This is a genomic window from Cupriavidus sp. H39, from assembly GCF_050271075.1.
Lineage (GTDB): Bacteria > Pseudomonadota > Gammaproteobacteria > Burkholderiales > Burkholderiaceae > Cupriavidus > Cupriavidus necator_B.
Window position 1 is genome coordinate 596,960 of the sequence record NZ_CP189846.1, and the last position, 25,261, is coordinate 622,220.

General features: G+C 68.9%; 22 protein-coding genes. 14 read left to right on the top strand and 8 right to left on the bottom strand.

Annotated features, from left to right (window positions below; genetic code table 11):
- The first annotated feature begins 27 nt into the window (after positions 1-27).
- From ACOCMH_RS03110 to ACOCMH_RS03120, 3 genes are all read left to right on the top strand, one after another.
- Positions 28-1,392, top strand: coding sequence for an NCS2 family permease (locus ACOCMH_RS03110; protein ID WP_427307716.1), 1,365 nt, complete (start codon positions 28-30; stop codon positions 1,390-1,392).
- Between the two features lie 667 nt (positions 1,393-2,059).
- Positions 2,060-2,530, top strand: coding sequence for a hypothetical protein (locus ACOCMH_RS03115; RefSeq protein ID WP_427307717.1), 471 nt, complete (start codon positions 2,060-2,062; stop codon positions 2,528-2,530).
- A gap of 125 nt (positions 2,531-2,655) precedes the next feature.
- Positions 2,656-4,023, top strand: coding sequence for a sigma 54-interacting transcriptional regulator (locus ACOCMH_RS03120; protein WP_427307718.1), 1,368 nt, complete (start codon positions 2,656-2,658; stop codon positions 4,021-4,023).
- 133 nt (positions 4,024-4,156) lie between these two features.
- Here ACOCMH_RS03120 and ACOCMH_RS03125 read toward each other — a convergent pair whose 3' ends face one another.
- The 3 genes from ACOCMH_RS03125 to ACOCMH_RS03135 all read right to left on the bottom strand — a co-directional run bounded on the left by ACOCMH_RS03125 (position 4,157) and on the right by ACOCMH_RS03135 (position 5,501).
- Positions 4,157-4,552: a hypothetical protein gene (locus ACOCMH_RS03125; protein ID WP_427307719.1), complete on the bottom strand. Its 396-nt coding sequence runs from the start codon at positions 4,550-4,552 to the stop codon at positions 4,157-4,159.
- A gap of 98 nt (positions 4,553-4,650) precedes the next feature.
- Entirely contained in the window at positions 4,651-4,872 is a 222-nt protein-coding gene (locus tag ACOCMH_RS03130) for a hypothetical protein (RefSeq protein WP_427307720.1), read from the bottom strand.
- 431 nt (positions 4,873-5,303) lie between these two features.
- The gene (locus ACOCMH_RS03135; RefSeq protein WP_427307721.1) at positions 5,304-5,501 is read right to left on the bottom strand and encodes a hypothetical protein; all 198 of its coding nucleotides are present in this window, start codon (positions 5,499-5,501) and stop codon (positions 5,304-5,306) included.
- Positions 5,502-5,703: 202 nt separating this feature from the next.
- Between ACOCMH_RS03135 and ACOCMH_RS03140 the strand changes: the two genes are divergently transcribed.
- On the top strand, positions 5,704-6,672 hold the full coding sequence (locus ACOCMH_RS03140) for a YihY/virulence factor BrkB family protein (protein ID WP_427307722.1): 969 nt from the start codon (positions 5,704-5,706) through the stop codon (positions 6,670-6,672).
- Between the two features lie 189 nt (positions 6,673-6,861).
- On the top strand, positions 6,862-8,463 hold the full coding sequence (locus ACOCMH_RS03145; RefSeq protein ID WP_427307723.1) for a peptide chain release factor 3: 1,602 nt from the start codon (positions 6,862-6,864) through the stop codon (positions 8,461-8,463).
- Between the two features lie 69 nt (positions 8,464-8,532).
- On the opposite strand, the gene ACOCMH_RS03150 is transcribed toward ACOCMH_RS03145, so the two are convergent.
- Positions 8,533-10,710 carry a TonB-dependent receptor family protein gene (locus tag ACOCMH_RS03150; protein ID WP_427307724.1) on the bottom strand — a complete coding sequence of 726 codons (2,178 nt, stop codon included), beginning with the start codon at positions 10,708-10,710 and terminating at the stop codon, positions 8,533-8,535.
- 341 nt (positions 10,711-11,051) lie between these two features.
- Between ACOCMH_RS03150 and ACOCMH_RS03155 the strand changes: the two genes are divergently transcribed.
- The 3 genes from ACOCMH_RS03155 (at position 11,052) to ACOCMH_RS03165 (ending at position 14,612) form a co-directional block, all read left to right on the top strand.
- Complete coding sequence (locus ACOCMH_RS03155) at positions 11,052-12,299, top strand: MFS transporter (RefSeq protein ID WP_427307725.1); 1,248 nt, start codon at positions 11,052-11,054, stop codon at positions 12,297-12,299.
- A gap of 168 nt (positions 12,300-12,467) precedes the next feature.
- Positions 12,468-13,346, top strand: coding sequence for a helix-turn-helix domain-containing protein (locus ACOCMH_RS03160; RefSeq protein ID WP_427307726.1), 879 nt, complete (start codon positions 12,468-12,470; stop codon positions 13,344-13,346).
- A 321-nt stretch (positions 13,347-13,667) separates the two neighbouring features.
- Entirely contained in the window at positions 13,668-14,612 is a 945-nt protein-coding gene (locus tag ACOCMH_RS03165; protein ID WP_427307727.1) for a mechanosensitive ion channel family protein, read from the top strand.
- Here ACOCMH_RS03165 and edd read toward each other — a convergent pair.
- Positions 14,609-16,489, bottom strand: coding sequence for a phosphogluconate dehydratase (gene edd, locus ACOCMH_RS03170; RefSeq protein ID WP_427307728.1), 1,881 nt, complete (start codon positions 16,487-16,489; stop codon positions 14,609-14,611). The genes ACOCMH_RS03165 and edd overlap by 4 nt on opposite strands.
- A 202-nt stretch (positions 16,490-16,691) precedes the next feature.
- Here edd and zwf point away from each other — a divergent pair, with 202 nt between their 5' ends.
- From zwf to ACOCMH_RS03200, 6 genes are all read left to right on the top strand, one after another.
- Positions 16,692-18,149, top strand: a complete 1,458-nt coding sequence (zwf, locus tag ACOCMH_RS03175) for a glucose-6-phosphate dehydrogenase (protein ID WP_427307729.1) — start codon at positions 16,692-16,694, stop codon at positions 18,147-18,149.
- Between the two features lie 35 nt (positions 18,150-18,184).
- A complete protein-coding gene (gene pgl, locus ACOCMH_RS03180; protein WP_427307730.1) occupies positions 18,185-18,865 on the top strand; it encodes a 6-phosphogluconolactonase in 681 nt (226 codons plus the stop codon).
- A gap of 35 nt (positions 18,866-18,900) precedes the next feature.
- Positions 18,901-19,914: a glucokinase gene (glk, locus tag ACOCMH_RS03185; protein WP_427307731.1), complete on the top strand. Its 1,014-nt coding sequence runs from the start codon at positions 18,901-18,903 to the stop codon at positions 19,912-19,914.
- Positions 19,915-19,916: 2 nt separating this feature from the next.
- On the top strand, positions 19,917-20,630 hold the full coding sequence (locus ACOCMH_RS03190) for a response regulator (RefSeq protein WP_427307732.1): 714 nt from the start codon (positions 19,917-19,919) through the stop codon (positions 20,628-20,630).
- Entirely contained in the window at positions 20,630-21,955 is a 1,326-nt protein-coding gene (locus ACOCMH_RS03195; protein ID WP_427307733.1) for a sensor histidine kinase, read from the top strand. The genes ACOCMH_RS03190 and ACOCMH_RS03195 overlap by 1 nt, the downstream gene beginning before the upstream one ends.
- Positions 21,956-22,385: 430 nt before the next feature.
- Complete coding sequence (locus tag ACOCMH_RS03200) at positions 22,386-22,841, top strand: YccF domain-containing protein (RefSeq protein ID WP_427307734.1); 456 nt, start codon at positions 22,386-22,388, stop codon at positions 22,839-22,841.
- 5 nt (positions 22,842-22,846) lie between these two features.
- Here the strand turns inward: ACOCMH_RS03200 and ACOCMH_RS03205 are convergent, their stop codons facing one another.
- Genes ACOCMH_RS03205 through ACOCMH_RS03215 form a run of 3 tightly spaced genes read right to left on the bottom strand, consistent with a single transcriptional unit; the run spans position 22,847 to position 25,219 of the window.
- Complete coding sequence (locus ACOCMH_RS03205) at positions 22,847-23,317, bottom strand: MarR family winged helix-turn-helix transcriptional regulator (protein WP_427307735.1); 471 nt, start codon at positions 23,315-23,317, stop codon at positions 22,847-22,849.
- Positions 23,314-23,544 carry a hypothetical protein gene (locus ACOCMH_RS03210; RefSeq protein ID WP_427307736.1) on the bottom strand — a complete coding sequence of 77 codons (231 nt, stop codon included), beginning with the start codon at positions 23,542-23,544 and terminating at the stop codon, positions 23,314-23,316. The genes ACOCMH_RS03205 and ACOCMH_RS03210 overlap by 4 nt, the downstream gene beginning before the upstream one ends.
- The gene (locus tag ACOCMH_RS03215; protein ID WP_427307737.1) at positions 23,534-25,219 is read right to left on the bottom strand and encodes an FAD-dependent oxidoreductase; all 1,686 of its coding nucleotides are present in this window, start codon (positions 25,217-25,219) and stop codon (positions 23,534-23,536) included. The genes ACOCMH_RS03210 and ACOCMH_RS03215 overlap by 11 nt, the downstream gene beginning before the upstream one ends.
- Positions 25,220-25,261: the final 42 nt, after the last annotated feature.

Consider the following 25,261-nt stretch of genomic DNA (forward strand, 5'->3'; position numbering starts at 1 on the left):
ACACGATAAGACACCAGGAGATCATTCATGTCGATGCCGGATCCCGTTTCCAAGCCGGACACATCCACCCCCGCCGCGGCCCAGGCCGCGCCGTCACTGATCGAGCGGGTATTCAGGCTGCGCGAGCACCATACCGATGTCCGTACCGAGATCCTGGCCGGCATCACCACGTTCCTGACGATGGCGTACATCATCTTCGTCAACCCCTCCATCCTCGGCGATGCGGGCATGCCCAAGGACGCGGTGTTCGTCGCCACCTGCGTGGCCGCGGCGATCGGCACGCTGATCATGGGCTTCTACGCCAACTATCCGATCGCGATGGCGCCTGGCATGGGCCTGAACGCGTACTTCGCGTACACCGTGGTCAAGGGCATGGGCTTCCCGTGGGAAGCGGCGCTGGGCGCGGTCTTCATCTCCGGCTGCCTGTTCCTGCTGGTGACGCTGTTCCGCGTGCGCGAGATGATCGTCAAGGGCATCCCGCATTCGATTCGCGTGGCGATCACCGCGGGCATCGGCTTGTTCCTGGCCATCGTTGCGCTGAAAAACGCTGGCATCGTCACCGCGAGCCCGGCCACGCTCGTGACCATCGGTGACCTGCACCAGCCTTCGGCGGTGCTGGCGATCGTCGGCTTCTTCGTGATCGTGGCGCTGGACCACCTGCGCGTGAAGGGCGCCATTCTGATCGGCATCCTGCTGACCACGCTGCTGAGTTTCGCCTTTGCCGGCAACACCTTCCACGGTGTCTTTTCCGCGCCGCCGTCGCTCGGCCCGACGCTGTTCAAGCTCGATATCTCCGCGGCACTGTCGATTGGCATCATCAACGTAGTGCTGGTGTTCTTCCTGGTGGAGCTGTTCGACGCGACCGGCACGCTGATGGGCGTGGCCAACCGCGCCGGCCTGCTCAAAGCCGGCAAGATGGACCGGCTCAACAAGGCCCTGATGGCCGACAGCACTGCCATCATGGCGGGCTCGTTCCTGGGCACGTCGTCCACCACCGCGTACATCGAAAGCGCCTCGGGCGTGCAGGCGGGCGGACGCACCGGCCTGACCGCGGTGACGGTGGCGGTGCTGTTTCTCGCAGCGCTGTTTATCGCGCCGCTGGCGGGAACGGTGCCAGCCTATGCCACCGCGCCGGCGCTGCTGTATGTGTCGTGCCTGATGTTGCGCGAACTGCTGGAAATCGACTGGAACGACGTCACCGAGGTGGTGCCCGCGGTGATGACGGCACTCGGCATGCCCTTCACCTATTCCGTTGCCAACGGCGTGGCGTTCGGCTTTATCAGCTATGCGGCGCTCAAGCTCCTGACCGGGCGCGCACGCAGCGTGCCGGTGATGGTGTGGATCATTGCCGCCGTGTTCATCTTCAAGTTCTATTACTTGCCAGGGCACTGACCGCCGCGCTGGATCACGGCAAGTCTTACTAGCAGGGCGGCCCAGGGCCGCCCTTTTTATCGCCGTGACGACAGGCAGCGCCGTCCGCGCAACGCTGCCGCGTACCCGTTTCTGCGGGAGGTCGACCCGGCGCGGCCGAGGGAGCGTACCCGATTCTGCGTGCAGGCCGGGGCAGCACATCGAGGCTTGCTGCGCGCTTGTGCCCCTGCCGCGGTGGGGTGTCGGAGCGTACCCGTTTCTGCGTAGTATGGTTGCGCCGCATGGACGCCATGGGATCGCCGCGGCGTGTCGTTGCCGGCGCTAAAGCGTGTGTGCGCGAGGGCTCATACCAAAGGATGAGATTGGCTGTAAGTCACCCACTCGGGGCTGGACAAACCGCCGCAAATGCACTGAACTATAGGCGTGGCAAAGAGGGGCGCGGCAAGCGCCCCTTCTTGACTCCGGTGTATGCGGCAGGGTGCCGGAGCCACGCCGAAAGCGCGTCGGCGCAATGCGCCAGGGCGGCAGCGCTTGCGGGACAGAGACCGTCAATCGCAATGACGGCGCCGTCCACAATCCGGGAGCGTGCGGACAACATGCGCGCCACGCAAACAAGAAAATTCCAAAACTGAAAAAGTGGTAAACGTAGACGTGCAGTGCCGGGGGATGTTGTTCAACGGGGATAATCATGACCGCAGGAGAGATCCGGCGACCCGTCATCGGGCCTGTCAGGGAGTCCAGTAACCGATCCATCCGATCAATGCGTCCGACCTGGGCTGCCGTGGGGGAGGCCGCAGGCGAAGCGCCCGCCAAACGGGTCGTGCGCGACGCTGTCAGCGCGGAGGTTGACGCCCTGCTTGCCGAAGACAGCGAACTCAGTGACAGCGCCCGTGCGGCCGTGTCCAACCTGCTGCGTCGCCATCGGCTGCTCGAGGGGGAACTGGCGCGCCAGCGTACGCTGCTGCAGGAATGGATCCTCAGCCAGCTGACCTACAAGACGCTCTACTATCAATACTCCGGCCAGTCGCCGCAGGCGCCTCGCCTGGAGTTGATGCGCGAGAAGGAGGCCGTCCGGCGGCGCATCCGCGAGCAGCTCCAGCCGGGCGCGGATTACCTTGCCGCCCCTGATGAGTCCACCCGCAGTCTGTCCAGCTCGTGACACCGACGTCGACCGCGGGCGCTTGCCCGCAGCCAGTTCAGCCCCACCGTCCGCCACGGACGCGCGCCGCTGCGGCGGCCACGGGTGCCGGCACCAAGAACAAGCCTAACGTCCGGGAGATCGTGATGGACCGACTGTGCAAGGCGTCACGCACTGCACAGCTCGTGGTCGTGTCGCGTCATGAAGATTTTGGTTTTGATCCGTCCGTGATCGGCACGGAATGGGAAGTCCGCCGCGTGGCCCAGGTTCGCGACGCCGAGCGTGCGGTGCGCGCCTGCGCGCCCACGGCCGGGGTGATCGACCTGCAGTCCGACTACAGCGAGGCCGAGTTCGCGCAGTTGGAGCAGGCGCTGCAGTACCTGCATATCACCTGGGTGGCGATTACCTCCGATGCGATGCTGGCCAACGAGCGCGTACGGCGGATGATCCGCGACTATTGCGTCGACTATGTGCGCCTGCCGTTCTCGATGCCGGAACTGCTGTACACGTTGCGGCATGCGCGGGGCATGGCGTCGCTGCACGGCACGCGCCCCCAGGAAAGCGCGTCGCGCGGCACCATGATCGGCGAATGCGCCGCCATGCGGGCGATGTTCCGCTCGCTCGCCAAGGTCGCGCACAACGAAGCGCCGGTGTTCATCTCGGGCGAGTCCGGCACCGGCAAGGAGCTGGCCGCGCAGGCGATCCACGATGCCTCGAGCCGGCGCAAGGGCCCGTTCATTGCCATCAACTGCGGCGCCATTCCCTCGCACCTGGTGCAGTCAGAGCTGTTCGGCTATGAAAAGGGTGCATTTACCGGTGCCAACCAGCGCAAGATCGGCTGGATCGAACAGGCGCAGGGCGGCACGCTGTTCCTCGACGAAATCGGCGACCTGCCGCTCGAAAGCCAGGTGGCGCTGCTGCGCTTCCTGCAGCAGGGCATGATCACGCGGCTCGGCGGCCACCAGTCGATCCCGCTGAACCTGCGCATCATCTCGGCCACGCACGTGGACCTGGTCGCCGCGCAGGCCGACGGGCGCTTCCGTTCAGACCTGTTCCACCGCCTGTGCGTGCTGACGCTGACCATCCCGGCGCTGCGCGAGCGCGGCGAGGACATCCTGCTGCTGGCCAATGCCGTGCTGGCCGAGCACGGCCATGAGGCGCACCGGCGTATCCGCGGGTTCTCCGCCTGCGCGACCCAGGCGATGATGCAGTATGCCTGGCCGGGCAACGTGCGCGAACTGATCAACCGCGTGCGTCGCGCCATCGTGATGACCGACAACCGCAAGATCACCGCCGAGGACCTGCAGCTGCACGGCGGCGCCGAACTGCCGCGCAAGACCCTCGATGCGATCCGCGAAGAGGCCGAGCGCGAGGCGATCCGCACCGTGATGGCCAGCCACGGCTTTCACGTGGTGCCGGCCGCGCGCGAGCTCAATGTGTCGCGCGTGACCCTGTACCGGCTCATGCACAAGCACAACATTCGTGTGGAGAGCCACGCCTCGGCGGGGGAATAGGGAACAGGGGAATCCGGCGCGGAGAATTAGGCGCGCGGCACGCTTGCCACATGGCCGGGCCTGGCGCCAGCGGGAAAGGGGAACCGGCGACGTCCGCTCGCCGGTTCCGCCTTTCCCCGTGCCGGCCGGCACGTCAGCGCACCACCCGCGGGGGCCGCGCGGCCCCCGTCCCGCCCGCAAACCCGCCGCCGGCCTGCGCGGGCGCGGTGGCGAGGTTCATGCTGATCTTGCCGCGGGTCCGCCGCGGCGGCTCGCGCGCGTCCTGCCGTTGCCACGGCTCCACGTCGCGGCGGCGCTGGCTGTCGCCTGCGTGCCGCACGGGCGGCGCCAGCGCTTCGCTGTCCGCCGCGGCCGGGTCCAGCCGCAGTTCTCCCCAGGCCCAGCCGAAGCCGCGCACATAGACATCATTGCTGACCGCGGCGTGGCTGTTCGCGTCGGCCGCGTCGGAGCGGTCGAACCACGCGTAGCTGGCCGCCGCCGCGCTGCCCGAGCAGGCCACTAGCGCCGTGGCAAGCACTACCGCTTTCATGGTCGGCATCTCCCTGTGAAAAAAAGTGCCCGCCGGGGGACGGAACACGAATCCGCGCGGTCCCGCTGGCTCGCGTGCCCGCTTGTTGTGTCGGCCCGTCAGGCGCGCCGCTTGCCCGCATGACGGCGGCACGCCGGACTGGCCTGCGCCGGTCTGCGGGTTGCCACGCAAGCCATGCCGTGCGCGCTACGCGCGACTTGTATCCGCGCGCGCGGATAGGGCAGCAGCGGCGCCGACACCAGGTCCACCTCTGACGGCGGCGGGCCGGCCAGCCGGTATGCGCGCCGGCGCGCCGTCATGCGGGAAGGCGGGTGACGCATGTGGTGTTCTCCAACGCGCGACGACGGGTTTGACGGAACTGGCGCAGGCATGCCCGCGTGCGCCCTGGCAAAGGCAGAGCGACAAGTGTGCCAAGGGCCGCAAAGGCTTGTGCCACGCGGCTTGGCGGGACGCTTTCGTCGGCCCCGGCCGCCGCCGTGCCGCGGCACTGGACTAATCGGTTTCGCCACTGCAACGCGGTGCGCAAACACCGCGGCGGTGCCGGCATGGCGCTCGCGTCCGCTTGCGCGCACTGGCCGGCCGTTTGCCGCGCCCGCGGCGCGTGGCGCAGCGGCCGCCCAGGTCGTTGCACGGTTGAAACTGGCCTTACATCAGTCCTGCACGAGAGTAACGACGGTGCATCGTGCCAACAAGACGGAGCGGTGTGGCCACGCAGAAACGGGTACGCGCGGGGCCCGCAGCGCGGGCGTGCTCAGCGGGGCTGCCCCGAGGTTCCCGAGGGACTGGCCGGGCTGGACGGCGTGGCAGCAGGCGCTGCCGAGGGCAAGACGCCCGATGCGGTGCCGGAGATAGGCTTGGGGCCGGGCTGGCTGCGCTCGCAGCCAGCGCAGCCCAGCATGGCGATGATTGCCAGCACGGCCGCCGGGCGTGCGCGGAGGTTGCAGGTCACGGGTGCCTCCTTGCGCCGGCGCTCGGGCAACGGATGCGCCGGCAGGTATGCCTGGTCTTACTGTAGCAGGTCGCCCGCGGCGCGCCGCGCAAGGCCCGCCTTGGGCAAGCCGCGCGATGCGCAGTATGATGAACGCAGCGCCCGCCGCGCGGGCCGGTATCCCACCCGCGGTCCTCGCACCGGATCGCGCCAGCACCAGGCCGTGACCGACAAGACCGAACCTTCCTCCTCGTCCGCCACCGGCGGCGTGCCGCCGCCGCGACGGCACCGCCCGCACTGGCTGCCCGACCGCCACACCGGCGCCCGCACGCTGCGCGTCGTGGGCGCAGCCATCACGTCGTGGTTCGCGCACCGTGCCGCCAGCAAGGGCGCTGCGCTGTCCTTTTACATGCTGTTCTCGCTGGCGCCGGTCCTGGTGCTGGTGATCTCGATCGCAGGCCTGTTCTTCGGCGCCGAGGCGGCGCGCGGCGAAATCTTCGCGCAGCTCGAGGGCCTGGTCGGGGACCAGGGCGCCGCCGCCATCCAGAGCATCCTGGCCGCCACGCACCGCGCCGGCGGCAGCGGCATGGCCGCGCTGATTGCGACCGGCATCCTGTTCGTCGGTGCCACCAGCGCGTTTGCCGAACTGAAAAGCAGCCTGGACGACATCTGGCACGTGCCGGTCCCCGATACCGCCGGCTGGCGCCAGTTGCTGCGCACGCGCCTGCTGTCGTTCAGCCTGGTGCTGGTGCTGGCCTTCATGCTGCTGGTGTCGCTGATCGTCAATGCGGCGCTGGCGGTGGTCGAGCGGATCTGGGGCCAGTTGTGGACCCAGTCCTGGTTTGCGCCGGTGGCCGACGTCATTTCCACGCTGTTTTCATTCGCGGTGGTGACCGCGCTGTTCGCGGTGATTTTCAAGATGCTGCCGAATGCGCGCATCGCCTGGCGCGATGTCACCATGGGCGCGGTCATCACCGCGCTGCTGTTCTCGATCGGCAAGCGGCTGATCGGGCTGTACCTGGGCAACAGCGCGGTGGCGTCCTCCTACGGCGCCGCCGGGTCGGTGGTGGCCCTGATGCTGTGGGTGTATTACTCCGCACAGATATTCTTCTTTGGCGCCGAGCTGACGCGCCAGTACGCGCTGCAGTTCGGCAGCCTGCGCGGCAAGCCGGCGGACAAGCTGGCCGAATAAGGCAGCGTGGCGACCGGGGAAAGGGCAAGGACAGCACAAATCCCGTAGCGGCCCCCAAACCGGTAAAATACCGCCCCATTCCCCTTCGCGTGCCCGCGGGGCCCGGCCCCGCTGCCGCCCGCGGCGCTGCCGGTCCTGCTTCCGGCCACCGCCGGGCCATCCCATTATTTCCAGTCAAACTCCGCTGCCGTGAGCTCGCTCGTTCCAGAAATTGCGCGTCGACGCACCTTCGCCATCATCTCCCACCCCGATGCGGGCAAGACCACCCTGACCGAAAAGCTGCTGTGGTTCGGCGGCGCGATCCAGGTCGCGGGTGAAGTGCGTGCGCGCAAGGCCGACCGCCACGCCACCTCGGACTGGATGGAGCTGGAAAAGCAGCGCGGCATTTCGGTGACGTCGTCGGTGATGCAGTTCCCGTACCGCCGCGAGAGCGCGGACGGCAAGGCGCAGGAAAACATCGTCAACCTGCTCGACACCCCCGGCCACGAGGACTTCTCCGAAGACACCTACCGCACGCTGACGGCGGTGGACTCGGCCGTGATGGTGATCGATTCGGTCAACGGCGTGGAAGCGCAGACGATCAAGCTGCTGAACGTCTGCCGGCTGCGCGACACGCCCATCCTCACCTTTATCAACAAGCTCGACCGCGAAGGCCGCTCGCCGATCGAGCTGCTCGATGAGATCGAGGACGTGCTGCAGATCCAGTGCGCGCCGATGACATGGCCGATCGGCATGGGCAAGGCCTTCCGCGGCGTGTATCACCTGATCGACGACAAGGTGCAGCTGTTCGACCCGCACGGCGACAAGGGCACGGCCGCGATCCTCGATGGCCTGGACAATCCGGAGCTGGACCGCATCCTGGGCAGCCAGGCCGAAGAGCTGCGCATCGAGATCGAGTTGGTGCGCGGGGCCTCGCACACCTTCGACAAGCACGCCTTCCTCAACGGCAAGCAGACCCCGGTGTACTTTGGCTCGGCCATCAACAACTTCGGCGTGCAGTCGCTGCTCGATGCGCTGTGCGAACTGTCGCCGCCGCCGCTGGCACGCAACACCGATTCGCGCGTGGTCGAGCCGCAGGAACCCAAATTCACCGGCTTCGTGTTCAAGATCCAGGCCAATATGGATCCCCGCCATCGCGACCGCATTGCCTTCGTGCGCGTGTGCTCGGGCCGCTTCGAGCGCGGCATGAAGCTGCTGCACGTCTCGGCAGGCAAGACCGTGGCGATCAACAATGCCATCACCTTCATGGCGCAGGACCGCAACACCACCGAAGAGGCCTACGCCGGCGACATCATCGGCGTGCCCAACCACGGCACCATTCGCCTGGGCGATGTCTTCACCGAAGGCGAGCCGCTCAAGTTCACCGGCATCCCGTCGTTCGCGCCGGAGTTCTTCCGCCGCGCGCGCCTGAACAACCCGCTCAAGGTCAAGCAGCTGCAGAAGGGCTTGCAGCAGCTGGCGGAAGAGGGCGCCACGCAGATGTTCCGCCCGCTGGCCTCCAATGACCTGGTGCTGGGTGCGGTGGGTATCCTGCAGTTCGACGTGGTGGCGCACCGGCTCGAGCATGAGTACGGCGTCGACGCCATCTTCGAATCGCATGAATGCGCGACCGCGCGCTGGCTCAAGGGCACCCCCGCGGAGATCGAGAAACTGATCGCCAAGGCCGGGCATAACGTGGCGCTGGACGGCGCCGGCGACCATGTCTACCTGGCGCCGAGCATGGTCAACCTGCGCCTGACGCAGGAGCGCTTCCCGGAGCTGCAGTTCCTCGAGACGCGCGAGATCGTCTGAGCGCGCGCGGCGCCGTCAAAGCAAAACGGCTCGCCTTGGCGAGCCGTTTTGCTTGCGGGGCCTGGCCGTTCAATAGGCCAGCGACGCCTGGATGTAGAACGTCCGCGGCATCCCCACGTACTTTCCGGCGTTGTTGTCGGTGGAGCGCGTGAAGTAGCGGCGGTCGAACACGTTCTTCACGCCCACCGCCAGCTTCAGGTTCTGCGCGGCCTTGCCGAAGTCATAGCCCACGCGCAGGTTCATCAGCGCATAGCCCGGGATATCGCCGAGCGCGCCATTGGCGCTTTCGGCGGTCTGGTAAGTGGTCGAAGTGCTCGGGTCGCCCGGCGAATGCTGCTTCGACTGCGCGAAGCCGTCGACATTGAGCGACCAGCGGTTGCGTGCGTAGCGCATGCCTACCGTGGCCACATGGCGCGAATAGAACGGCAGGTCGCGCCCGGCGAAGCTGCCCTGGTTGTAGGTGGCTTCGGTGTAGGTGTAGGTGGCGTAGGCCGACAGACCCATCAGCGCCTTGTCGAGCGCGCCGAAGTCATAGCGCAGCGACGACTCGACGCCGCGGTGGGTGGTGGCACCCAGGTTGGTCCACGCATCCGGCGCGCCGCCGGTGCCGCCGCGCAGCTGCAGTTCGTCGTCGAAGTCGATATTGAACAGGGTCAGTTCGCCGCCCCAGCCATTGGCGTTGAAGTGCGTGCCGACCTCATAGGTCTTGGCCTTTTCCGGCGTCAGGCCATTGGTGGTCTGCGCGATCTGGAAATACTGCAGCGGGCCGAACGATACGCCGGCGTTGGCAAACAGCTTCCACTGGTCGCTGACGTGGTACATCACCGCCAGCGACGGCAGCGGTTCATCGGACGACACGTCGCGGCGCACGTTGGTAAAGCGGTCGGTCACGTTCGAGCGGATGAACTCGTAGCGCAGGCCCGGCGTGATGGTCCAGTTGCCGACGTTGATGGTGTCGTCGATATAGACCGCGTTGGCGATGGTGCCGCCGGTGCGCCACTGGTAGACCGGCGACGCCAGCGTGGTGGCATCGACCGAGCCGGGCACGTAGTAGGCGGTGCGCGCGGCCTGCTCGTCGCTGGCTTCGCGCAGGAAGCGGTAGCCGACGCTGACCTCGTGGCTCATGCTGTCGCCGCGGAACAGCTGCGAGTAGCGCGGCTCGACCGCGAACGTATGGTAGTTGCGCGGCGCTGCGGTCAGGCGGCGGCGCCCAGCCTGCGCGCCAGTGCCTTCCTGCTCGATATTGCTGCCACGGAAGCTGTCGGTGTAGTACGTCAGCACCTCGAACTTGCGGTCGGCGTCGTTGTGGCTGTATTTCAGGCTGAAGTCGTGGCGCCGTCCGCTGAAATTGTCGAAGGGCCGCACCGACTGGAACGGGTCGGCGGCGTACTGCGCGGGCGTCAGGCCGCCCGGCATGCCGGCGGTGCCTTCGTAGTAGTGGAACGCGGCGCTCAGCGAGTCGGTCTTCGAAATCCGGTAGGCGCCCTTGAGCAGCAGGTCGTCGATGTTGACGTGGTCGTTGCTGGCGCGATAGCCGTTGCCGTGGATGCCCGAGTACAGCAGCGCGCCGCCCAGGCCCTGTTCGTTGCTGCCGCCGATGAACGCCGTCGGGTTGGTCTTGACATTGCCGCCGTGGCTGTAGATATCGGTCTCGATCGAGGCATCGGCGATGAAGGTCTGCGGGATCGGGCGCGTCACGAAGTTAATGATGCCGCCCACGTTCTGCGGGCCGTAGCGCACCGAGCCCGCGCCGCGCACCACGTCGATGGTCTCGAGGTTGCCCAGCGACAGCGGCGCCATCGACAGTTGCGGCTGGCCGTAGGGCGCCACCGCCAGCGGAATGCCGTCCATCAGGATGGTCGAGCGCGGCGACAGCCGCGAGGCCAGCCCGCGCACGCCCACGTTCAGCGAGACATCGCTGCCGCCGGTGCCGTTGTTCTCCTGCACCTGCACGCCCGGAATGCGGCGCAGCACTTCGCGCACATTGTTGGCGCCGGCCTCGGCGAAGGTTTCGCGGTCGACGATGGTGCGCGCGCCCGGGTGCTCGAGCACCTTGGCTTCGTTGGCGTTTTCCAGCCAGTTGCCGACTACGGTGACCGTGTTCAGCGTGGCTTCGGCAGGGGTGGCGGAAGTAGCGACGGGCGCGGCGGAAGCCGGTTCCGCGGCGTGGGCCGGCATGGCGGCGAGCTGGGCAAACAGCAGGGCGGCGCCGAGGGCGCCGCCGGTCAGGCGGAAAGCGGGCTGCAAGGTGAGTTCCTGGAGAGCGGCGCGCCCGCTGCGCCGGGAGCCGTGGTTCCCGCCGGTCGCGCCAATGGGCGGCGATTATAAATGCGAGTGATTCTCATAGGCGAAAAGCCCTGCATCCCCAGCCCGATGGTTGTCGCTTCTATGCATCATTGTGCAGACAATGAGGCGAGACTCGCGCTTCAAACGGCACATTCCGCTCATGGCGTGTGCGCGGGTGGGCATGCAGCAATTAAGCGCACGCTTTAGAATCTGCCCTTTGCGCATGGCGCCCCGGCTGCGTGTCTCACGGCACCTGCGCCGGAGCTGCCGCGCGCAAGCCTCTGCCCCTTCCTGCCGCATCCATGTCTTCCCCTGCCACCGTGCCGGCCATCGAGCCGGACAGCGTCTTCCGCGACCCCGTTTTTCGCCGCTATTGGTTCGCGCGCCTGTGCACCACCATCGGCTACCAGATCTTTACCGTCGCGGTGGGCTGGCAGATGTACGACCTGACGCGCGATCCCCTGATGCTCGGGATGGTCGGGCTGGTGCAGTTCCTGCCCTCGGTGGTGCTGATCCTGATGTCCGGCCACGTGGCGGACCGCTTCGACCGGCGCCGCATCGTGCGTACCTGCCAGTCGCTCGAGGCCGTGCTCGCCGCCGGCATGGCTGCCGCCAGCCTGGGCGGATGGATCGACAGCCACCACATCTTTGTCTTCGTCGCGCTGATCGGCGCCACGCGCGCGTTCGAGAACCCGACGCTGCAGGCGCTGCTGCCCAGCGTGGTCACGCCGCGCCAGCTGCCGCGCGCGGTGGCGCTGGCCAGCTCGGCAGGGCAGGCCGCCATCATCATCGGGCCGGCCATCGGCGGCTTCGCCTACGTCGCCGGACCCGGGGTGGTGTACACGCTGAGCGCGACACTGTTTGCCATCGCCGCGGTACTGGTGGGCGGCATCACGCTGCGCCAGGCGGCGCAGCGGCTGACCGCGCCGGTCAGCGTGCGCACCGTCTTTGCCGGTTTTGCCTATATCCGCGGACGCCCGGTGCTGCTGGGCGCGATTTCGCTGGACATGGTCGCGGTGCTGCTGGGCGGCGCCGCGGCGCTGTTGCCGATCTACGCGCGCGACATCCTGCATACCGGACCGTGGGGGCTGGGCCTGCTGCGCTCGTCCCCGGCGATCGGCGCGCTGGCGATGGCCTTGTGGCTGGCGCGCCATCCGCTGAACCGGCGCGCCGGGCGTGTCATGTTCGCCGCGGTGGCGGTGTTCGGCCTCGCCACGGTGGTATTCGGGGTCTCGACGTGGTTGCCGCTGTCGATGGCGGCGCTGGTGGTGCTGGGCGCCTCGGACATGATCAGCGTGGTGGTGCGCTCCACGCTGGTCCAGCTGGATACGCCCGACGACATGCGCGGGCGCGTCGGCGCCGTCAATTCGGTGTTCATCGGCGCTTCCAACCAGTTGGGCGAGTTCGAGTCCGGGGTCACCGCGGCGCTGTTGGGCCCGGTGGGCGCGGTGATCGTGGGCGGCGTCGGCACGCTGCTGGTGGTGGCGGTGTGGATGCGGTTGTTTCCCGCACTGGCGGCACGCGACAAGCTGCATGAACATCCGGCGTGAATCGGGCAAAAGCCGGCGCGAACCGGCACGGCGATCGCCGGAGCGTACCCGTTTCTGCGTGGGCGGAAGCGAGGCTGACGGCGGTATAGTGATGCCTCGCGCGCCAACTTTCGTCGCTGAAAGTGGCGCGGTCCATCCCCGGCCGCCACCCGCCACGCGCTGCTTGCCATGACCCTGCCGACCGATCCCCTGCAGCGCCACGCGGTGTTTGCCGCGCTCAGCGGCTCGCGCGCTTCGCTCGAGCGTGCCGCGGCGCTGGGCGATGGCCTGGGCGTGGCGCTGTGGCGCAACCGGAACGACAGCACCGGCTATGCCCGGCCTGGCCACCACACCATGTCGGTCTATCTGCAGGGCGGCCACGCCACGTTCCGGCGCGACCAGCCCGGCAACACGGGCGCCCCGGGCAGGCTATGCCTGTTGCCGGCCGACCATGAGTCGCGCTGGCATGTGGGCGGCCCGCAGCGCTTCCTGCATCTGTACTTCCGCCCCGAAACCCTGGCCTGGCACTGTGTGCGCCTGCTCGACCGCGAGCCGCGCGCGGTGGCCTTGCGCGACCTGACCTTTGCCGACGATCCGCGCCTGCATGGCCTGAGCCAGCGGCTCGCCGCGCTCGACTGGCAGTTGCCCGAAGCCCGCATGGCCGGCAATTCGCTGGCGCACGAGGCGCTCAGCCATCTGGTGCTGACCCATGCCGCCCGTGCCGCGCCGGCTGACTGGCGCGGCGGCTTGTCGGCGCAGGCACGGCGGACGGTGCGCGACTGGATCGAAAGCCATCCCGAAAGCAACCCAACCCTGGGCGAACTGGCGGCCCTGGCGGGGCTGTCGGAATTCCACTTCGCGCGCATGTTCCGGGTGTCGTTCGGCATGCCGCCGCATGCGTGGGTGTTGCAGACGCGCCTGGAGCGGGCGCAGCAGTTGCTGGCCGATCCGCGCCGCCCCCTGCACGAAGTCGCCGCGCGCGCCGGGTTTGCCTCGGCCAGCCACCTGAGCCGCCGTTTCCAGGCGGCCTTCGGCGTCACCCCCGGCGCCTGGCGCGCAGGCGCGTAGCCTGCGCCAGGTTCGGCCTGGTCCGGCGCCAGCCGTTGCGGCGCAAGGCCTGGCGGCCACGCCTGCCAGACCCGGTGGCCCATCGCGGGGAACCCCCTCTCGCTTGGCTTGTCCCCTGTATGTGTCGTGTTTGCGGCTTTGTCAGTGATCGTCTGACATCTTGCATTCAATGGTCATCAATTATTCAAGCGTGATCATTGCTCCCAGTGTTCCGGCAAGTTCGTCGGAAAGCCGCCTCGGCACGCAGAAACGGGTACGCATCACCACCCCAGGCCAGCACCGTCGACAACCCTGACAACAACCGCAAACGGAGCCGCTCCCATGGATCTGAACTTCATCGATGCCAACCAGCTGGAGGCGGGCTGGACCTACCTGGTCCGGTTTGCCATCAACCAGGGCATGAACTGCCTGGCGGCCATCCTGATCCTGATGATCGGCTGGTGGCTGTCGGGCCGCGTCGGCACCGCGGCGCGGGCCGCGCTGGGCCGTACCCATGTCGATGCCACCATGCGCCCGCTGCTGGCCAATGCCCTGCAGTGGATGGTGCGGGTGCTGACGATCGTGCTGGTGCTGTCGCAGTTCGGCGTGCAGACCGCCAGCATCATCGCCATGCTGGGCGCGGCGGGCCTGGCCATCGGGCTGGCGCTGCAGGGCACGCTGCAGAACATTGCCGCCGGCATCATGCTGGTGCTGCTGCGCCCGTTCCGCGTGGGCCAGTACATCGACGCGCAGGGCGTGGCCGGCACCGTGCGCGAGACCGGGCTGTTCATGACCGAGCTGACCACGTTCGACGGCGTCTGTCTGCGCGTGCCCAACGGCAAGCTGTGGGGCAGCGCCATCACCAACTACAGCGAGAACGCGACGCGGCGCGCTGATATCGAGGCCACGGTGACCTTCGACAGCGATGTGCCGCGCAGCCTGGAAGCGCTGCGCGCGATGCTGGAGCGCGAGCCGCGGCTGCTGGCCGAGCCCGCTCCCGAAACCATGGTGGTCAACTACACCCAGCAGGGCATTACGCTGAACGTGCGCTACTGGACCTCGAACGACGATTACTGGAACGTGCGCTTCGCGTTCTATGAGCGCATCAAGCAGGTGCTGGAGCAGGCCGGCAGCAAGCTGGCGGTGCCGATCCAGGAGTTGCACGTGCCGGGCGCGTCGTCCGTGCAGGGAGGGGTGAAGGTGGCCGACAGCGCGCCGTCGGCCGCGCCGCGGCCGGCGGGCTTGTCGGCGCAGCCGCCGCGCCAGCCGGCGCGGCAACCGGGCTAGCCCCCTGCCGGCGCGGTGGAGGCGGCGCGGCGGCTGGGCTCTGCCTGGGCCTCGCCTTCCTCCGAAAACAGCGTGCAGGCACCGCTTTCGGCCGTGCTGACATGGCAGCGGAAGGTCGCGAACAGGTCGCGCCCGACGCCGTGGCGATTGGCGCTCAGGTCCGGGTGCGCCGGCGCGCGCGCCTGCCATTCGTCTTCGGGCACCAGCACGTCGAGAATGCCGGCGGGCGCATCCACGCGCATCATGTCGCCGGTGCGCACACGCGCGATCGCGCCGCCGCGCAGCGCTTCCGGGCAGACGTGGATGGCGGCCGGAACCTTGCCCGATGCTCCCGACATGCGGCCATCGGTCACCAGCGCCACGTTGAAGCCCCGGTCCTGCAGCACCGTCAGCGTGGGCGTGAGCTTGTGCAACTCCGGCATGCCGCACGACGCCGGGCCCTGCCACGGCAGCACCGCGACGAAGTCGCGCTCCAGCTCGCCGCGCTTGAAGGCGTGCAGCACATCGTCCTGATGCTCGAACACGATCGCCGGCGCCTGCACCACCTGATGCTCCGGTTTTACCGCGGAGGTCTTGATCACCGCGCGGCCGATCCTGCCGTCCAGCAGCTTGATGCCGCCGTCGGGGGCAAAGGGCGCGTCGGCGCCGCGCACGATGCTGTCATCGAGCGGCGCGGCCGGGCCATCGATCCAGGTCAGCTTGCCATCGCGCAGCACGGGCTCGCGCGTGTAGTCCTGCAATCCGCGGCCGACGATGGTGGTCACGTCGTCGTGCACCAGCCCGAGCGCCAGCAGCCCGCGGATCACCACCGCCAGCCCGCCGGCCGCCTGGAACTGGTTCACGTCGGCCTTGCCGTTGGGGTACACGCGCGCCAGCAGCGGCACCACTGCCGAGAGCTCGTCGAAGTCGTCCCAGGTGAGCACGATGCCGGCCACGCGCGCCATCGCGATCAGATGCAGCGTGTGGTTGGTGGAGCCGCCGGTGGCCAGCAGCCCGACGATGCCGTTGACGAAGGCGCGTTCGTCGAGCACCTCGGCCACCGGCGTATAGCGCTCGCCCCCATGCACCAGCTTCAGTGCCTGGCGCGCGGCCTCGCGCGTCAGCGCTTCGCGCAGCGGCGTGTTGGGATTGACGAAGGCCGTGCCCGGCAGGTGCAGGCCCATCATTTCCATCAGCATCTGGTTGGAATTGGCGGTGCCGTAGAAGGTGCAGGTGCCCGGCCCGTGGTAGGAGCGGGTCTCGGCCTCGAGCAGCTCCTTGCGGCCGATCTTGCCTTGGGCGTAGAGCTGCCGCGTGTGCGCCTTCTCGTCATTGCTGATGCCCGTGGTCATCGGCCCGCCGGGCACGAATACCGCGGGCAGGTGGCCGAAGGACAGCGCGCCCATCACCAGGCCCGGCACGATCTTGTCGCACACGCCCAGATACAGCGCGGCATCGAACATCTGGTGCGACAGCGCCACCGCAGCGGCCAGCGCGATCACGTCGCGCGAGAACAGCGACAGGTCCATGCCGTCCTGGCCCTGCGTGACGCCATCGCACATCGCCGGGGTGCCGCCGGCAAACTGCGCGGTGCCGCCAGCCTCCAGCGCGGCTTCCTTGAGCCATTGCGGGAACGCCGCCAGCGGCTGGTGCGCCGACAGCATGTCGTTGTAGGCCGAGACGATCGCCAGGTTGGGCCGCTCGTCGGCCTTCAGCCGGATCTTGGCGGCGTCCGGCATGGCGGCCACCGCGTGCGCCAGGTTGGTACAGGAAAGCTGCGCGCGTTCGACCTTGTGCCCGGCCATGGCGCGGGTGCGGTCAAGATACGCCTGGCGCGAGGCGGTGCTGCGGGAGACGATGCGGGCGGTGACCCGCTCGAGCACTGGATGACGTGGCATGGGGTTCTCCTGCGGGGGAGCTTTCAGCCTAGCGCACTTTGCCGGGTGCTGCACGCCACGCGCGCCGGCACGCAGAAATGGGTACGCTTATGGGCGCGCATTCTCGCCAACGCAGGATGAGTCACGTAAACTGGCCCCAACATGGCCATCGATGGCCCAATGCTGCCCCCCGCAGCAACAATCAAGGAGCCCCAGGGTGAGCATGCCTGATTTCGACATGGTGCTGTTCGGTGGCACCGGCGACCTGGCGCGGCGCAAGCTGCTGCCGTCCCTGTTCGATGCGCACCACGCGGGCCTGCTGCATCCGGCCGCACGCATCCTCGCCACTGGCAGCCAGCCGCTGTCGACCGCGGACTACGTTGCCTCGCTGGAGCAGACGGTGCGGCCCGCGCTGGCCCAAGCGCCGCCCGAGTCATGGGACAAGTTCTGTGCACGCATCGTCTACGTGCAGGCCGACGCACGCGTGCCGGCGCATTTCGATGCCCTGGCCGAGCAGGTGCTGTCGCGCCAGCCCGAGGTGGTGGTGTGTTATCTCGCCACCGCGCCGCACCTGTTCGTGTCGATCTGCGAGCAGCTGGCGCGCACCGGCCTGAACACGCGCCACGCGCCCAACGTGCGCATCGTGCTGGAAAAGCCGCTGGGGCATGACCTGGAATCGAACGAGGCCATCAATTCTGCGGTGGCGAAGTTCTTCGCCGAAGAGCAGATCTACCGCATCGACCATTACCTCGGCAAGGAGTCGGTGCAGAACCTGATGGCGATCCGCTTCGGCAACGCGCTGTTCGAGCCGCTGTGGCGGCGCGAGTGGGTGCAGGACGTGCAGATCACCATCGCCGAAGAACTGGGCGTGGAGACGCGCGGCGACTTCTACGACCGCACCGGCGCGCTGCGCGACATGGTGCAGAACCACCTGCTGCAGTTGCTGTGCATGGTGGCGATGGAGCCGCCGGCCAGCCTCAGCGAAGACGCCATCCGCGACGAGAAGATCAAGATCCTGAAGGCGCTCAAGCCGATCACGCCGCAAGACGTGGCCGAAAAGACCGTGCGCGGCCAGTACCGCTCCGGCGCGATCGGTGGCAAGCCGGTGCCTGGCTACCTGGAGGAAGAGGGTATCGCGGCGGATAGCCGTACCGAGACCTTTGTCGCGATCAAGGCCGAGATCGCCAATTGGCGCTGGGAAGGCGTGCCGTTCTACCTGCGCACCGGCAAGCGCATGCAGGCGCGCGTGGCCGAGATCGTGATCCACTTCCGCGACGTGCCGCACGCGATCTTCCCGCGGCCGCTGACGCTGTCGCCGCAGAACCGGCTGGTGATCCAGCTGCAGCCCGAGGAAAGCATCCGCCTGTACTGCCTGGTCAAGCAGCCCGGCGATACGCTGGAACTGACGCCCACCTCGCTCGACCTGGACTTCGCCAACTCGTTCAAGGTGCGCCGCGCCGGCGCCTATGAACGGCTGCTGCTCGACGTGATCCGCGGCCGGCTGGGCCTGTTCGTGCGCCGCGACGAGCAGGTGCAGGCGTGGCGCTGGGTGGAGCCCATCATCGACACCTGGGAAGCGAGCACGGTCCCGCCCAAGCCCTATACCGCCGGCACCTGGGGCCCGGCGGCGTCGTCGGCGCTGATGTCGCGCGATGGCGGCCTGTGGCACGAGGAAGCCTGAGCCGATGAGCTCGCACCCTTGCAAAGGAAGCTGCCATGCGCCTGTTTGAACATCCCACGCCGATGGACCAGGCCGAAGCCCTGGCCATTTCGATCGGCAATGCGCTGGACCTCGCCGTGCGCGTCAAGGGCTGGGCCGTGCTGGCGGTCTCGGGCGGACGCTCGCCGGTGGCGATGTTCGAGCGGCTGCGCCACCGCCACGTGCGCTGGGAAGCCGTGACCATCACGCTGGTCGACGAGCGCGTGGTGCCGCCCGACCACGCCGACAGCAACGCCGCGCTGGTGCGTGCCCACCTGCTGCGCGAGGCCGCGGCCAGCGCCGCCTTCGTGCCGCTGATTGCCGATGCGCAGGACGCCGCCGCGCCCGCGCAGGCAGTGGCGCGCGCCAACGCCGCGTTCCGCCAGCCCGACGTGGTGGTGTTGGGCATGGGCGAAGACGGCCATACCGCTTCGCTGTTCCCGGATGCGCCCGAACTGCAGGACGTGTTGGGCGAGCCGCAGCCGGGGTACGCCATCACGCATCCCTCGGTGGCGCCGCATGCCCGCATCACGCTGAACCTGGCCGCTCTGCTGGCCGCCGAGCGCGTGTTCCTGTCCGTGTCCGGCGCGGCCAAGGCCGCGGTGCTGGAGCGCGCACTGCAGGGCCCCACGCCGTCATTGCCGGTAAGCCTGGTGCTGTCGCGGCACCGGCACGGGTTTGACGTGTTCAAGACCTGACCGCCCCACCTTCGAGCGGATCGAACCCTAACGCCATGGCCACTACCGCATCCTTCTCCGCTGACTTTCCGCGCCTGCTCGGCGATGTCGGCGGCACCAACGTGCGCTTCGCACTGGAAACCGCGCCCGGTCGGATCGGGCCGGTGACGGCGCTGAAGGTGACCGACTTCCCATCGCTCGAGGCCGCGCTGCGCCAGTACCTCGACGGGCTGGCCGGCTCCGGCCAGCCCGCGCCGCACCATGCGGCGATCGGCCTGGCCAATCCGGTAACCGGCGACCAGGTCCGGCTGACCAACCACAACTGGACCTTCTCGATCGACGGCATGCGGCGCGCGCTGGGGCTGCAGACGCTGGTGGCCATCAACGACTTCACCGCGCTGGCGCTGGCCCTGCCGCACCTGCCTGCCAACGGCCTGGTGCAGGTGCGCGCCGGCACCGCCGTGCGCACGGCGCCGCTGGCGCTGATCGGGCCCGGCACCGGCCTGGGCGTCTCCGGGCTGGTGCCGGCGCCGGGCGGGCAGGCCGTGGCGCTGGCCGGCGAAGGCGGCCATATCGAGCTGATGCCGGAGACTGACGACGAATGGATCGCCTGGCGCGCGGCCCATCGCAACGTGGGCCGGGTCTCGGCCGAGCGGCTCCTGAGCGGCAGCGGCCTGTCGCATATCCATGCCGCGCTGGCCGCAGAAACGGGTACGCTTTTGCTCGCGCCGCTGCAGCCGGCGCAGGTCACCGCGGGCGCCTTCGAACACCACGACCCGCTGTGCCAGCGCGCCATGGCCGTGTTCTTCGGCCTGCTCGGCTCGGTTGCGGCCGATGTCGCGCTGGTCATCGGCGCGCGCGGCGGCGTCTACCTGGGCGGCGGCATCCTGCCGCGCTTCGTGCCGGCGCTGCAGGCCTCGGTGTTCGCCGAGCGCTTTGTCGCCAAGGGCCGCATGCGCGGCTGGCTCGAGGCGGTGCCGGTCCATGTCATCACCGCCAGCCATCCGGCGCTGCCCGGGCTGGCACAAGCGCTGGCCGAGCGCCTCAGCGGCGCGGGCGGGAACGGCTAGCCATGCGCGTGCTGCTGGTCGAAGACGACGCCATGATCGGCGAGAGCGTCAAGCTGGCACTGCGCCAGGAAGGCTTTGCCGTCGATTGGGTGCGCGACGGCGACGCGGGCCTGGCCGCGGCCACCACGGTGCAGGACCACCAGGCGTGCTACGACCTGATCCTGCTCGACCTGGGGCTGCCGCGCCGCCCCGGCCTGGAGGTGCTGCGCGCGCTGCGTGCCCGCGGCGTGCCCACGCCGGTGCTGATCCTGACCGCGCGCGACGCCGTCGCAGACCGTGTCGCCGGGCTCAATGCCGGCGCCGATGATTACCTCGTCAAGCCGTTCGACCTGCAGGAACTGGCCGCGCGCATGCACGCGCTGGCACGCCGCGCCGCCGGGCGCGCCGAACCGCTGGTCAGCTACGGCGACATCGTGCTCAATCCCGCCACGCGCGAAGCGACCTGCCGCGGCGAACCGGTGCGGCTGTCGGCGCGCGAGTTTGCGCTGCTGTCCGCGCTGATGGCGCGCCCCGGCAAGGTGTGGTCGGTGCCGCAGCTGCAGGAACGGCTGTACGGCTGGGACGACGAAGTCGGCAGCAATACGGTCGAGGTCTATATTCACGCGCTGCGCAAGAAGTTCGGCGCGGCGCTGATTCGCAATATCCGCGGCGTAGGCTATGTGGTGCCGCGCCTCGACAGCGAAACGGCCGCGGCTGGCGACGGGGAGGACGCCTGATGCGCTCGATCCAGCGAACGCTGCTGGGGTGGCTGGCGGCGGGCCTGGTGGCCGGCATCGCCATCGCCACCGCGCTGATCTACGGGCAGGCGCGGCAGGAGGCCAATGCGCTGTTCGACTACCAGATGAAGCAGATGGCCGCGGCGCTGCCGAGCCAGTTTGCCAACCCGGTGGCGCCGCCCTTCATCGGCGCGCCCGGCGATCTCGCGCATGCCGACGAAGACGTGGTCATCCATATCTGGGACGGCTCCGGGCGCAGCCTGTACTTGTCGCACTCGCACCCGGCGCTGCCCGCGCGCGCCGAACTCGGTTTCTCCAATGTGACCACGCAGCAGGGCGAATGGCGGCTGTACAGCATGCAGCTGGGGCCCACCGTGGTGCAGATCGCGCAGCCGATGAGCGCGCGCCGCACGCTGGCCGCGCGCATGGCGCTGCGCACCGTGGCGCCGCTGCTGCTGTTGCTGCCGCTGCTGGGCTGGCTGGTGTGGATGGCGGTGGGCCGCGGCCTGCGCCCGCTGCGCGAGATTGCCACCGAGGTGCGCGCGCGCGACGCCAACACGCTGGCGCCGCTGACCGTGCGCCCGATGCCCGACGAGATCGCGCCGCTGAGCGCCGCGCTGAACCAGCTGCTGGAGCGGCTCTCGCACGCCATCGATACCCAGCGCGCCTTCGTCGCCGACGCCGCGCACGCGCTGCGCACGCCGCTGACGGCACTGCAGCTGCAGGCACAGCTGGTCGAGCGCGCCGACGACGGCGCCGCGCGCGACCAGGCGATCGGCAAGCTGCGCCAGGGACTGGAGCGGCTGACCCACCTGGTCACCCAGCTGCTGACGCTGGCCCGCCAGGAACCGGGCGCGGCTGTGCCACCGCATGAACCGGTGGAACTGCATCAACTGGCCGCAAGCGTGGTCGCCGACCTGGCGCAGGCCGCGCTCGATCGCGATATCGATCTGGGACTGGACGGCAGCGCTGGCGCCGCGCCGGCCGTGGTGCGCGGCGATGCGGATGCGTTGCGCATCCTGCTGACCAACCTGCTGGATAACGCGCTCGCTTACATCCCCGCCGGCGGGCGCGTCGACGTGGCGGTACGGCGCAGCGCCGACGGGCGCGGCGTGGAGCTGGTGGTCAGCGACAACGGCCCCGGGATCCCCGCGGAAGAACGCGCGCGCGTGTTCGACCGCTTCTATCGCGTGGCCGATGCCCCGACCGGCGGCAGCGGGCTGGGCCTCGCCATCGTCGCCGAGATCGCGCAGTCGCATGGCGCGCGGGTGCTGCTCGAGGATGCGGGGCCGGGGCTGCGGGTCAGGGTGGTGTTTCCGGTTTAACCGCAGTCCGCGAACCTTGCGGCGTGCCGCGGCTGACCGAGGGCGGAGCGCCAATGGAGCTTGTCTTCCGCCTTGCGCAATGCCGGCGCCGCCATGAATGCAAGCAGCCGCTGTTGCAAGCTGCAGATCTGGCGCGGTCCTGGACTTGCCGAAGGCGACAGCGAGCGCCGTGGCAGCGCGCGCAGTGGGCACGCAGAAACGGGTACGCTTTGTCTGCGCCAGCCGATGGCGCGGTGAGCGCGCCGCCGCGTGATGTGCCATGAAATACGGCGTTATCGCGTTTCCTTAAGGCCCCGCGGCGTGGTTCCGCCGCCTCCGCCGAAGCACGCAGAAACGGGTACGCTTTGCCGCCGCGGCCCTCTCGCCGCCATGCCGGCACAGCGCCATTGCGTATCATGCGTGTTCTCATCCTCACTCCCGATACAACGGCATGCGCGCAATCGGCAACTTCCTCTGGTTCATCCTGGGTGGCGTGGTGATGGGGCTGGCCTGGTGGCTGGCTGGGCTGCTGGCCTTTATCTCGATCATCGGGATTCCCTGGGGCAAGGCCTGCTTCGTGATCGGCAGCTTCACCTTTTTCCCGTTCGGCAAGCAGGCCATCAGCCGGCGCGAACTGACCGGGCGCGACGATGTCGGCACCGGTGCGCTGGGGCTGGTGGGCAATGTGCTGTGGTTTGTCTTTGCCGGCGTATGGCTGGCCATCGGCCATGTGATGGCGGCGATCGCCAACTTCGTGACCATCATCGGCATCCCGTTCGCGATCCAGCACCTGAAGCTGGCCGGCATCGCACTGGCGCCGATCGGCCAGACCGTGGTCAGCAACGAGATGGCCGACGCCGCGCGCCGCGATGGCGCCCGCGCGCAGGTGGACAACCTGCGCCGCTGAGGAACTCAGTCGTCCGTGTCGTCGGCGCCTTCGCCGTCCTGCTGGCTGGCATGCGCAACCAGCCGGTCAAGCAGGCTGCCTAACAACGCCTGTTCGGCGTCGCTCAGGCAGCCAAAGATCTCGTCATTGCGCCTGGCGATCATGGCGATCGCCTGCCGGTACAGCGGCTTGCCCTGCGCGGTCAGCGACAGCACCACGCCGCGGCCGTCGGCCACGCTGGCTTCCTTGCTGACCAGCCCGCGTGCCACCAGCGCCTGCGCCGAGCGGCTGGCCTGACCCTTGGTCAGGTTGGCGCGCTGCGCCAGGGCGTTGACCGACAGCGGCTCGAACGCGCCGATCGCCGCCAGGCAGCGGCCCTCGCTAAGCGGCAGCCCGCACCGCTCCAGGTAGGCGGCGGCGCTGTCCTTGTCGCTGAGCTTGTTGACCTGGTGCAGGCGGTAGGTCAGGAACTGTTCGAGGCGTGGCAGTGGCTTCATCGCGTGTCCATATCAGGCGTCGGCATTGTAGAGCCCCCGGGGGTGTCCTGTTGGCGGCTGCGGGCCTCGGCCTCGTCGATCAGCGCCAGCACTGGCGCCAGCGCCTGCTGCCGGCTCATCAGCCCGAGGCACACCATCGCCAGCAGCAGCGGCGCACGGGACTCGCCAGTGCGACCCATGGCTTCGCACAGGTGGGTGTAGGCGAGGTCGAGGTCTTCAGCTTGCATGGGGGGCTCCGGTTTGCAGCAGGGGGGCGAGGGCGGCGCGGACGGCGTCCCAGGATGGTTCGCGCCAGCGTGCCATGACATAGCCATCGGGCCGGATGAGGTAGAGCGTGCCGGGCCGCGCGCCATAGCGTTCGGGGGCCTGGCCGTCGACGTCGGCCAGCGCGCTGGCGCCGGCCGCGCCGCCGGTGACCACCGCGTGCGCCTGCAGGGCGTGCGGATGCGCGTGCGCGAGCGCTGCGAGCGGCTCGGGCAGCGCGGGTCCATCGGCGGCCCGGAACCACAGCAGTGTGAACCGTTGCCCGAAGCACTGCGTCAGGTGACTGATGCCATCGGGTCCGGCCACGCGCATCTCCGGCGCGGGCGCGCCCGGGGCCGCGCCCGGGCAATCCGCGCCGAAGTCGCTGGGACCATTCAGCGCCGAAGCGGCATAGGCGATCGGAGCCGACTGCCGCGGGTTAATCAGCGAACGCACCGCCGGCTCCGTCAGCGCCAGCCGCAGCGTGGCCTCGCGCATCAGCCGGAAGGCGAAGTCGGGCGGGGCCATGAACTCGGTGCTCTTGGCGCCGTAGGCCAGGTTCTGGCGCGTGGCGTGCAGGCGCTCGACCGAGTAGGAATCGAGCAGGCTGTCGGCGGCCTCGCCGCGCAGCACCCAGGCCAGCTTCCAGGCCAGGTTGCCGGCATCGTCCAGCCCCGAATTGAGGCCGCGCACGCCAAAGATCGGCACCAGGTGCGCGGCATCGCCGGCGAACAGCACGCGGCCATGGCGGTAATCCTGCAAGGTCAGGCACTTGGCGTTGTACATCGAGATCCACAGCGGCCGCCACGGTTCGGTCTCGCCGATCATGTCGAGATGGCTCTGCACGCGCGGCAGCACGTGCTCTGGCCGCACCGCCTCGTCGGGGTCTTCGTCGTCGCGGATCTGGTAGTCGATGCGCCAGACATTGTCGGGCTGGCGGTGCATCAGGATGGTTGAGCCCGGATTGGAGGGCGGGTCGAACCAGGCCAGGCGCTCCACTTCGCGCCGCGTTTTCTGCACGATATCGACGATCACATAGCGGCCTTCGTACTGCGTACCCTCCATGCGCAGGCCAAGCTGCTCGCGCACGGTGCTGCGCCCGCCGTCGCAGGCCACCAGCCATTGCGCATCGACCTGCACCACGCGGTCGCCGGCCCGGATCTCGGCCACGACGCCGCCGGCATGCTGGCGCAAGGCCTGCAGCCGCGCGCCGAAGCGCACATCGGCAGGCGCCGCGCCGCGCAGCGCGGCGTCGTGGACGAAGGCCTCCAGGTAGTACTGCTGGATATTGACCATGGGCGCGAATCGTTCGCCCGGCTCGCTCGGCATGCGGAAGTGCAGCACTTGCGCATCGCGGTAGTAGCTGCGCCCCCCGACCCATGGCAGGCCGGTTTCCACCGTGGGCCGGTCCGCGCCCACCCAGCCGAGGATCTCCAGCGAGCGCCGCGCCATGCAGATCGCGCGGCTGCCGGCGCAGTAGCCATCGTCGGCTTCCACTACCAGCGCGGCAATGCCCTGGCGCGCCAGCAGCGCGGCCAGGGTCAGGCCGACCGGGCCGCCGCCGGCGATCAGCACCGGTACGCGCTGCGGCCACGGGCGGGGCGAAGCAGGCGGCGGGGCCGGCGGCACGGCCGCATGGGGTGCGTTGAGGTCTGGCATGGCGAGCTTATGGGTCAATGAAAATGTAGTTGTGGGCGCAAC

Excerpts from the sequence above, each read along its gene's own strand:
- glk (WP_427307731.1), top strand. The coding sequence starts at position 18,901 with ATGGCCACTACCGCATCCTTCTCCGCTGACTTTCCGCGCCTGCTCGGC.
- pgl (WP_427307730.1), top strand. The coding sequence starts at position 18,185 with ATGCGCCTGTTTGAACATCCCACGCCGATGGACCAGGCCGAAGCCCTG.
- ACOCMH_RS03195 (WP_427307733.1), top strand. The coding sequence starts at position 20,630 with ATGCGCTCGATCCAGCGAACGCTGCTGGGGTGGCTGGCGGCGGGCCTG.
- ACOCMH_RS03165 (WP_427307727.1), top strand. The coding sequence starts at position 13,668 with ATGGATCTGAACTTCATCGATGCCAACCAGCTGGAGGCGGGCTGGACC.
- edd (WP_427307728.1), bottom strand. The coding sequence starts at position 16,489 with ATGCCACGTCATCCAGTGCTCGAGCGGGTCACCGCCCGCATCGTCTCC.
- ACOCMH_RS03125 (WP_427307719.1), bottom strand. The coding sequence starts at position 4,552 with ATGAAAGCGGTAGTGCTTGCCACGGCGCTAGTGGCCTGCTCGGGCAGC.
- ACOCMH_RS03200 (WP_427307734.1), top strand. The coding sequence starts at position 22,386 with ATGCGCGCAATCGGCAACTTCCTCTGGTTCATCCTGGGTGGCGTGGTG.
- ACOCMH_RS03205 (WP_427307735.1), bottom strand. The coding sequence starts at position 23,317 with ATGAAGCCACTGCCACGCCTCGAACAGTTCCTGACCTACCGCCTGCAC.
- ACOCMH_RS03210 (WP_427307736.1), bottom strand. The coding sequence starts at position 23,544 with ATGCAAGCTGAAGACCTCGACCTCGCCTACACCCACCTGTGCGAAGCC.
- ACOCMH_RS03155 (WP_427307725.1), top strand. The coding sequence starts at position 11,052 with ATGTCTTCCCCTGCCACCGTGCCGGCCATCGAGCCGGACAGCGTCTTC.
- ACOCMH_RS03215 (WP_427307737.1), bottom strand. The coding sequence starts at position 25,219 with ATGCCAGACCTCAACGCACCCCATGCGGCCGTGCCGCCGGCCCCGCCG.
- ACOCMH_RS03120 (WP_427307718.1), top strand. The coding sequence starts at position 2,656 with ATGGACCGACTGTGCAAGGCGTCACGCACTGCACAGCTCGTGGTCGTG.
- ACOCMH_RS03115 (WP_427307717.1), top strand. The coding sequence starts at position 2,060 with ATGACCGCAGGAGAGATCCGGCGACCCGTCATCGGGCCTGTCAGGGAG.
- ACOCMH_RS03190 (WP_427307732.1), top strand. The coding sequence starts at position 19,917 with ATGCGCGTGCTGCTGGTCGAAGACGACGCCATGATCGGCGAGAGCGTC.
- ACOCMH_RS03110 (WP_427307716.1), top strand. The coding sequence starts at position 28 with ATGTCGATGCCGGATCCCGTTTCCAAGCCGGACACATCCACCCCCGCC.
- zwf (WP_427307729.1), top strand. The coding sequence starts at position 16,692 with ATGCCTGATTTCGACATGGTGCTGTTCGGTGGCACCGGCGACCTGGCG.
- ACOCMH_RS03130 (WP_427307720.1), bottom strand. The coding sequence starts at position 4,872 with ATGCGTCACCCGCCTTCCCGCATGACGGCGCGCCGGCGCGCATACCGG.
- ACOCMH_RS03160 (WP_427307726.1), top strand. The coding sequence starts at position 12,468 with ATGACCCTGCCGACCGATCCCCTGCAGCGCCACGCGGTGTTTGCCGCG.